We start from the raw sequence: 8,546 nt of genomic DNA on the forward strand, positions 1-8,546 counted from the left end.
CTCGTGCGGCCCGCCACCTCGATGGCGCCCGCCAGCCCGGCAAGCGCGCCAGAGAGCAGCGCCACCATCACCACGGTGCGTGTCACCGGCACGCCCGCGAAGGCGGCGGCGCGCGCGTTCGCACCCACGGCGCGGATGTCGAAGCCCAGCACCGTGTACTTGAAGATCGCCCACACCATCACCGCGAGCGACACGGCCCACAACAGGCCGGTGTGCACCCGCGTCTGCGCGATGAGCTTGCCCAGCTCCAGATCGGACTGCAGCGACACGCTCTGTGGCCAGCCCATGGCGCTCGGGTCTTTCATGGGCCCGTCGAGCAGCGCCGACACGCCCAGCAGCACGATGAAGTTGATCAGCAGCGTGGTGACGACTTCGTCCACGCCGAGCTTGTTCTTCATCAGCGCCGGGCCCAGCAGCATCAGCGCACCCGCCACGGCGGCGGCCAGCATCATCAAGGGAAACAGTACCCACGGCGACAGCTCGAAGCCCGTGCCGCCATGCATGCCGCCCACGGCGACGGCGGCCAGTGCGCCGGCATAGAGCTGCCCCTCGGAGCCGATGTTGAAGAGCCGCGCCTTGAAGGCGACGGTGGCCGCCAGCCCGGTGAGGATCAGCGGAATAGCCCGCGTCAGCGTCTCGCTCCACGCGAACACCGAGCCGAAGCCACCCTGCAGCAGCAGCGCGTAGGTGCGGCCGACCGGCGCACCGGCCCACAGCACCAGCAGCGCGCTGATCGCCATCGTGAAGACGATCGCGCCGATGGGCGCGAGCACCAGCGCCGTGCGCGAGGTTTCATGGCGTCGTTCGAGCCGCATCATGACGAGGCCCCCTTCGCGGGAGTCGCTGCCGCGCCCGCCATGGCCAGCCCGATGGCCTCGCGCGTCCATGCAGCGGCCGGGCGCGCTTCGCCCAGCCGGCCGCCGTGCATCACGGCCACGCGGTCGCCCAGCGCGAGCACTTCGTCGAGGTCGTCGGAAATCACCAGCACCGCCGCGCCGGCATCGCGCGCGGCGATCAGCTGCTGCTGCACGTAGGCGACGGCGCCGATGTCCAGGCCCCAGGTGGGCTGGTGGGCGACGATAAGGCGTGGCGCGCGGTTCGGGTGCTTCCTGTCGGCCTCGTCCTGGCTGGAGTCCGGCCCGGGTTGTTCGGGCGCGAGCAGGGCGCGTCCAAGAATCAGTTTCTGCATGTTCCCGCCCGAGAGCGAGCGAGCCGGCGCCATCAGGCCGGCACCGCGCACGTCGAAGGCCTTTTCGATGCGCCGCGCATGCAGACGTGCGGCGGCGCGCTTCACGAGCCATGACCAGCGTGAGAACACCGGGCTGCGAAGCCGCTCCGACACCGCGTTCTCCCACACGGGCAGGTCGCCGACCACGCCGACCGCATGCCGGTCTTCGGGAATGCGCGCGACGCCGCGCTGCACCAGCCGGGCAGGCGAGGGCGGCAGCGCGCGGCCCATCAGCTGCGCGGTGCCCGATGCGGCGCGGCGCGTGCCGCACAGCAGCTCGGCGAGCGCGACCTGTCCGTTGCCGGAAACACCGGCGATGGCGGTGATCTCGCCCGCGCGCAGCGTCAGCGACACCTCGTGCAACCGGTCGCGCCCGTCGCCCTTGGCGGAGGCCGCCGTGCTCACGTGGTCGAGCACGCAGACTGCATCGCCCACCGATTGGGCGGGCCGGCGATGCGGCGGCTCGACCGCATGCCCGACCATCCACAACGCGAGCTGCGCCTGCGTGGTGTCGGCCGTGCGTGCTTCGGCCACCAGCTTTCCGCCGCGCAGCACTGCAATGCGGTGCGACACGCGCAGCACCTCGTCGAGCTTGTGGCTGATGAAGATCACCGACAGCCCCTGCGCCACCATCTGCGCGAGCGTGGCGAACAGTGCCTCGCTCTCCTGCGGCGTGAGCACGGCGGTGGGCTCGTCGAGGATGAGGATGCGCGCGCCGCGGTACAGGGCCTTCAGGATTTCCACGCGCTGGCGCTCGCCCACCGAGAGGCTGCCGACCAGTGCGTCAGGCTGCACCGGCAGGCCGAAGCGCCTTGCCACGTCGAGCAGCCGCTCGCGCGCGGCCGCGCGGCGCGACACCGGGCGCCACAGCGGCTCGGTGCCCATCATCACGTTGTCGAGCACGCTCAGGTTGTCGGCCAGCGTGAAGTGCTGGTGCACCATGCCCACGCCCGCCGCCAGCGCCGCCTTGGGGTTGCCCGGCGGCAGCGGCGAGCCGAAGACTTCGATGCCACCCTCGTCGGCGACGTAGTGGCCGAAAAGAATGGACATCAGCGTGGACTTGCCCGCGCCGTTCTCGCCGAGCAGCGCCAGCACCTCGCCTGCCTGCAGGTCGAGGGAAATGGCATCGTTGGCCACCAGGGCGCCGAAGCGCTTGGTGATGCCGTTGAGCCGGAGCACGAAAGGGTTCATGGGATGGCGGGCTCCGGGCTGCCGAGCTCGCGGCAAAAGTTGTCGATGGCCTGGGCTGCGGCGATGGGCGCAGCCTGCAGCAGGCCGTGCGGTCCTTCCAGCCGGACGATGTTCAGCCCCGACAGCGCGCGCTGGATGGTACGGGCGGCCTGGTCCGGAACGATGCGATCCTCGATGGCCTGCAGGTACATCGCGGGCACGCGTATCTGCGCGAGCTTGCCAACCACGTTCACGCGCTGCACCTCCTTCATGCGGCGCGTCATGACGGCGGTCGACACCTGCCGCAGCGAACCCTGCAGCAAAGCCGCAAGGCGTGGCGTGGCGAAACGGCCCAGCAGCATGCGCCGCATGGGCCCGCGCATCGGGCCGGAGTGAAGGAGCTTCATCGACAGTTCGAGCAGGCCGCCGCGCAGCAGGGCCAGTCCGGGTGCGGGGCGGCGGGCAAAGCTGCAGCACAGGATCAGCCCGCGCAGCCCCGGCGGCGGGGCTGCCGCGATGGAGATGGCCAGCGGGCCCGAGAAGGACTCGCCCAGCAGCACGAAGGGCTGGCCGGTGGGGAGCTGCGCACGCACCAGCCGCTCGAGTTCGTCATAGCCCAGCGGCTGGGTGCCGGGGTAGCGCACGATGTCGATGGCGTCGCGTCGCCCCATGGCCTGGGCCAGGGGTTCGAAGAGTTCGCCGGTGCCGTCCATGCCCGGAAGCAGAACAAGTCGAATGAGGCCGGCAGGCGCCGGAGTCACTTCCAGGCGGCCAGGAAGGCCAGCATGACCTTGGCGGAGTTGTCGGCCGCGATGCCCATGAAGGTGCCCATCTCGTTCTCGCCATCGCCGCCGCCCGCGAGGTCGCTGAGCGAGCGGAAGGCGATGAAAGGCACGCCGTTGCTGTAGGCGACCATGCCCACGGCCGCGGTCTCCATGTCGAGCACGTTGGCCTGGAAGGTCTTGTAGGTGTATTCGCGGTAGGCCTTGTTGTCCATGAAGGCCTGGCCCGAGACGCCGTTGCCGCCCACCACCAGCTGCGGCTTGCGCGGCAGGCACTTGCCGGCGCTGCAGTTGGCCAGGTCGACGTTGCGGATGCTGCGGGCCACGTCGAGCATCTTCGGGTCGGCCTCGAACCAGAACTTGCGGTGGATCTCCGGGCGCGCCGCCGAGCGCACCTCGACCGGACGCGGGAACATCATGCCGAAGTTGGGCAGCGTGGCGTCGGTGATGAAGGGCGGGGCGGCGTACTTGCCGGGCGAGGTCTCGCGCGCCATCAGCACTTCGAGGTACTGGCCCCATTGCGCCGGCACGGTGACGTCGCCCACGTGCAGCGACGGGTTCACGCCGCCTGCGATGCCGCTGAAGACGATGTTGGTCACGCGAAAGCGGTTGAGCGCCAGCTGCGTGTTCATCGTCGCGTTGGTCATGCTGATGCCGGATAGGAACAGCACGACCGGCTTGCCTTCGAGCGTGCCGGTGGTGAACTCCACCCCGTTCACGCTGTGCTTCACCGGCCCCTGCAGGCGCGCGAGCAGCAGCTTGAGCTCGGGCTCGAAGGCCGACAGCACCGCGATGCGCGGCGTGTCGTCCAGGCGGGTGCTGCTGTTGATGCTGACGCCAGTGCCCTTGTAGACGCCAGCGCAGCCCGCGAGGCCAAGGGCCAGCACGCCGGACGCAAGAAGGGAAGCCCAGCGGATCTTCATCGGCGCGCTCACTTGGCGGTGGACTTCGGTTGCGCGTCGTCCACCTTCACGATGAACTTGCCCGAGAGGATGTCAGCCTGCCTGGCCTTCACCTTGGCGACGATGTCGGCAGGCACCTTCTTCTCGAAGGTGCCCAGCGGCGCGAGTTCGGAGCCCTTGTGCTTCATCTGCGCGTACACGCCGTAGTCTTCGGCCGCGAACTTGCCTTCCTTCACGAGCTTGATCGCGCGGTCGGCCGCCGGCTCGAAATTCCACAGGGCCGAGGCGACCACCGTGTCGGGGTACTGGCTCTGCGTGTCGATCACGTTGCCGATGGCGAGCTTGCCCTTTTCCTTGGCCGCGTCGGAGACGCCGAAGCGCTCGGCGTACATCACGTCGGCGCCCTTGTCGATCATCGCGAAGGCCGCTTCCTTGGCCTTCGGCGGGTCGAACCAGCTGTTGATGAAGCTCACGCTGAACTCGACCTTCGGATTCGTTTCCTTCGCGCCGGCCATGAAGGCGTTCATCAGGCGGTTGACCTCGGGAATCGGGAAGCCGCCGACCATGCCGATGCGGTTGCTCTTCGTCATGCCGCCGGCCACCATGCCGCTGAGGTATGCGGGCTCCTGGATGTAGTTGTCGAACACGCTGAAGTTGGGCGCCTGGGGCTTGAGCGAGGAGCCCATCAGGAAGGCGACCTTGGGGAAGTCCTTCGCGACCTTGCGCGCCGCCGCCTCCACGCCGAACACCTCGCCCAGGATCAGCTGGTTGCCGCCGGTGGCGTACTCGCGCATCACGCGCTCGTAGTCGGCGTTGCTGACGTTCTCGGTGGCCTTGTATTCGATTTCGCCGCGCGCCTCGGCCGCCTTCAGCGCCTTGTGGATGCGGCCCACCCATTGCTGCTCGAAGGGAACGGTGTACACCGCCGCCACCTTGAGCTTGGCCTGCGCGAGCGCGAGGCCCGGAGCGCCCGCCGCGGCAAGCGCTGCGGCAACGGCGACGGAACGGATGATCAATTGACGGCGTGCGGTCACGGTACTTCTCCTCGATTCGATTGGTGATGAAAGAACTTGCGCTGCAATCCTCGTGCCCGGCCAGCACGCGATCCCAAACCAGCCTCGGCCCATTCCAGGAACACCGAGGAACCGGCTCCGCCGGGGCCTCAGGTGTTGCCCCCCGTTAGGGGGTGGGCGAAGCGACACGAAGTGCGCGCAGCCCGGGGGGCGAGCCTACTTCGTGCCGAAAATCCGGTCGCCCGCATCGCCAAGGCCGGGCAGGATGTACCCGTGGCTRTTGAGTTCACGGTCGATCGCAGCGGTGTAGATCGGCACGTCCGGATGGGCCTTCTGCATCGTCGCCACGCCCTCGGGGCAGGTCAGCAGGCAGACGAATTTGATCGACTTCGGATTGAGTTCCTTCAACCGTTCGACGGCCGCCACGGCCGAGTTGCCGGTGGCCAGCATCGGGTCGACCACGATCACGTCGCGGTTCTCCATCTCGCCGGGCATCTTGAAGTAGTACTCGACGGCCGTCAGCGTCTTCGGGTCGCGGTACAGGCCGATGTGGCCGACGCGCGCGCCGGGCACCACGGTGAGCATGCCGTCGAGGATGCCGGTGCCGGCGCGAAGAATGGATACCAGCACCAGCTTCTTGCCGTCGATGACCTTGGCCTGCATGGTCTCGAGCGGGGTTTCGACCTCGATGTCCTGCATCGGCATGTCGCGCGTGACCTCATAGGCCATCAGCATGCTGATTTCGTTGAGGAGCCGGCGGAAGCTGTTGGTGGACGCGTCCTTGCGGCGCATCAGCGTGAGCTTGTGCTGGACGAGGGGGTGGTCGAGGAGGTGGACGTTGCTCATTCTTGAATTGTGCGTGGCGTTGCTGAAAGAGAACCCGAGAGTCTAAAAGACGGTGCCGTCGCTCTCGATCAGCAGAGGCGGGGCACCGTCGCGCAAGCGCTGCGCCAGCGCGCGGCCCGCCGCCCAGGTACCGCCTTCGAGCACGCAGGCCAGCGGAAGCTCTTCCTCGGTGCGGTCGAGCACCTTGCGCACGCGCGGCGCCACCTCGTCCAGCAGCGCCACCGTGAGCGCGCGCCATTCGACGATGAATTCGTCGCCCACCTTCCACTGGCGCGCGAGAAAAGCCGGGTCCTTGGGCACGATCACGCCGCTGTCGATCAGCAGGCCGCCGTTGCGGTACTCGGGCAGGGCGGTGAGCGCGTCGAGATGGCGCACCTTCACGCCGGCCCACTCGAAGGGTTCCAGCAGCGAATACGTGAGCCACTGCGAGAGCTTGTGGAAGGGCATCCAGCCGTTGGTGAGGCCGGGGCCTCGCACCGCGCTGTGGCGCCAGCAGTCGCCAAGCGCAAGCGCCGGGTCGCCGGAGCCGATGCCGCCCACGTTGTCGCTGCCGTCGGCCGCGATGCTGTCGACCGAATTGGCCGCCGGCCAGATGCGCGAGAGCGTCTCCAGCAGAAGCGAAAGGATCTGGTGCGCCGTGATCTCTGCGGTGGGCGGTGCGGCCGGGCCATAGGGGCCGACGAGCGCGTCGAACAGACCGCCGGGCCGGCCGTCGTCGCCGAAGGTCTCGGGCTGCTCGCTCATGGCCTCGCCGAGCCGGCGCAGCAGCGTGGCGCGGCCGGCAAGGCCGACCAGCGGATTGACTTCGCTCACCTGGAAGGCGTCGCCGAGCCGGTCGGTGACCAGGCCGCGCAGTCCGGCCGCATCGACTTGGCAGGGGTGGTCGGGGTTGGACGAGAAAAGTCCGCTGGTGAATGCATGGAAGCTCGCTACGCCAAGCCCCTCGGAGCGCGTGAAGCGCTGGCCGGTGGCCGATTCGGTGTAGTGCCAGCCGGCGCCCGCGCCGGCATCGAGCAGCACGCTCACCAGCACGAGGTCGATGTGGGCGCGGGCGCGCTGCCGCGCGTCGACCTTGCCTAACAGCCTGTCGAGCTCCTCGACCCGATTCACCCCGCCGGCTTCGAAATGGCGCCAGCGGCTGTGGTAGGGGATGGTGTCCCACGGATAGCGCTCGCGCGTGACCTCGGCCACGGTGCGTGCCGCGTCTTCGAGCGCGTCGTCGCCGCCGATGCGGAACCACTGCGATTCGCCGCGCCGCGCGCGAGCGAGCAGGGCGTTTGCGCGCTGGCGGATGGCGGCGGTGGTGCGCAGCAGCGTGGCCGCGCCAGCCGGATGGGCGGTGTCGGCGGTGAATTCGATGGACGGGTCCACGTCACCCGCACCGCCAGGCGGCAGGCTGCCGGAGCCGTCGACCGGCAGGTTCGGGTCGTCGTTGCTGCTGTTCTTGCTCATTCGCTCAGTCCCCGGCCCTTGGCCTTCTTCAGTTCCTCGGCGTCCGGCACCGGGCCGGGCGTGAAATAGCCCGCCGCCATCTTGGCGTCCATCTCGACGCGGGCATCGGCAGGAATCAGTTCGTCGGGAATGTTCACGCGTTCGCCGATCTCGATGCCCGAGCCGGTGATGGCGTCGAACTTCAGGTTGCTCATCGACACCAGCCGATGGATCTTCTTGATGCCGAGCCAGTGGAAGACGTCGGGCATCAGCTCCTGGAAGCGCATGTCCTGCACGCCGGCCACGCACTCGGTGCGCGCGAAATACTGGTCGGCCGTGTCGCCGCCCACCTGGCGCTTGCGTGCGTTGTAGACCAGGAACTTGGTCACCTCGCCGAGCGCGCGGCCTTCCTTGCGCGAGTAGGCGATGAGGCCGACGCCGCCGCGCTGCGCGCCCTGGATGCATTCCTCGATGGCGTGCGTCAGATAGGGGCGGCAGGTGCAGATGTCGGAGCCGAACACGTCCGAACCGTTGCACTCGTCGTGGATGCGTGCGGTGAGTTCGACCTCGGGGTTGGCCAGGTCGCGCGGGTTGCCGAAGATGTAGAGCGTCTGCCCGCCGATGGGCGGCAGGAACACTTCGAGGTCGGAGCGCGTGACCAGTTCGGGGTACATGCCGCCTGTTTCCTCGAAGAGTGTGCGGCGCAGGTCGGTCTCGGAGCAGCCGAAACGGCGCGCCACCTCGGGCAGATACCACACGGGCTCGATGGCGGCCTTGGTCACCAGCGCGGCGCCGCCGGCGGTGAGGAATTTGCCGTCGGCCTTGAGCCGGCCCTTCTGCAGCGCCTCGATCACCTCGGGCAGGATCACGTGCGCCTTGGTGATCGCGATGGTGGGTCGGATGTCGTAGCCCGCCGCCAGCTCGGTGGCGAACACTTCGGCCACCTGCGCGCCCCAAGGGTCGAGCGACACGATGCGCCCCGGCTCGCTCCATTGCGGGTAAGGGCCGATCGTGTCGGTGGGCGCGGTGTTGGTGAGGTCCGCCTTGTGCTCGCGCTTGAGCGCCCCGGCCGCCACCGCGAGCGCGCGGTACACGCTGTAGGAACCGCTGTGCGTGCCGATCACGTTGCGGTGCGCCCGCTTGGTGGTGGTGCCGACCACCGGTCCGCGCTCGG

General features: G+C 68.8%; 8 protein-coding genes. All 8 read right to left on the reverse strand.

What is annotated here, in order from left to right; all coding sequences use genetic code 11:
* The coding region (locus QMO14_RS31935; RefSeq protein ID WP_301512085.1) for an ABC transporter permease at positions 1-815 on the reverse strand (815 nt) is incomplete at its 3' end.
* Entirely contained in the window at positions 815-2,419 is a 1,605-nt protein-coding gene (locus QMO14_RS31940; protein ID WP_301512086.1) for an ABC transporter ATP-binding protein, read from the reverse strand. The genes QMO14_RS31935 and QMO14_RS31940, both read right to left, overlap by 1 nt.
* Entirely contained in the window at positions 2,416-3,111 is a 696-nt protein-coding gene (locus QMO14_RS31945) for an alpha/beta fold hydrolase (RefSeq protein WP_301512087.1), read from the reverse strand. Before QMO14_RS31945 ends, QMO14_RS31940 begins: the two co-directional genes overlap by 4 nt.
* A gap of 44 nt (positions 3,112-3,155) precedes the next feature.
* Positions 3,156-4,103 (reverse strand): 5'-methylthioadenosine/S-adenosylhomocysteine nucleosidase, encoded by a 948-nt coding sequence (locus QMO14_RS31950; RefSeq protein WP_301512093.1) that lies wholly within the window; start codon positions 4,101-4,103, stop codon positions 3,156-3,158.
* An 8-nt stretch (positions 4,104-4,111) separates the two neighbouring features.
* On the reverse strand, positions 4,112-5,116 hold the full coding sequence (locus tag QMO14_RS31955; protein ID WP_301512088.1) for a BMP family protein: 1,005 nt from the start codon (positions 5,114-5,116) through the stop codon (positions 4,112-4,114).
* 195 nt (positions 5,117-5,311) lie between these two features.
* Positions 5,312-5,941, reverse strand: a complete 630-nt coding sequence (gene upp / locus QMO14_RS31960) for a uracil phosphoribosyltransferase (protein WP_301512089.1) — start codon at positions 5,939-5,941, stop codon at positions 5,312-5,314.
* A gap of 42 nt (positions 5,942-5,983) precedes the next feature.
* Positions 5,984-7,393, reverse strand: coding sequence for a URC4/urg3 family protein (locus QMO14_RS31965; protein WP_301512090.1), 1,410 nt, complete (start codon positions 7,391-7,393; stop codon positions 5,984-5,986).
* Positions 7,390-8,546, reverse strand: a 1,157-nt coding sequence (locus QMO14_RS31970) for a GTP cyclohydrolase II (RefSeq protein WP_301512091.1), incomplete at its 5' end; no start/stop codon positions are given. The genes QMO14_RS31970 and QMO14_RS31965, both read right to left, overlap by 4 nt.

The sequence above is a fragment of the Variovorax sp. CAN15 genome (assembly GCF_030462475.1).
Lineage (GTDB): Bacteria > Pseudomonadota > Gammaproteobacteria > Burkholderiales > Burkholderiaceae_C > Variovorax.

Coding starts and splice junctions, on each gene's coding strand:
- QMO14_RS31940 (WP_301512086.1), bottom strand. CDS start 2,419: ATGAACCCTTTCGTGCTCCGGCTCAACGGCATCACCAAGCGCTTCGGC.
- QMO14_RS31945 (WP_301512087.1), bottom strand. CDS start 3,111: ATGGACGGCACCGGCGAACTCTTCGAACCCCTGGCCCAGGCCATGGGG.
- QMO14_RS31950 (WP_301512093.1), bottom strand. CDS start 4,103: ATGAAGATCCGCTGGGCTTCCCTTCTTGCGTCCGGCGTGCTGGCCCTT.
- QMO14_RS31965 (WP_301512090.1), bottom strand. CDS start 7,393: ATGAGCAAGAACAGCAGCAACGACGACCCGAACCTGCCGGTCGACGGC.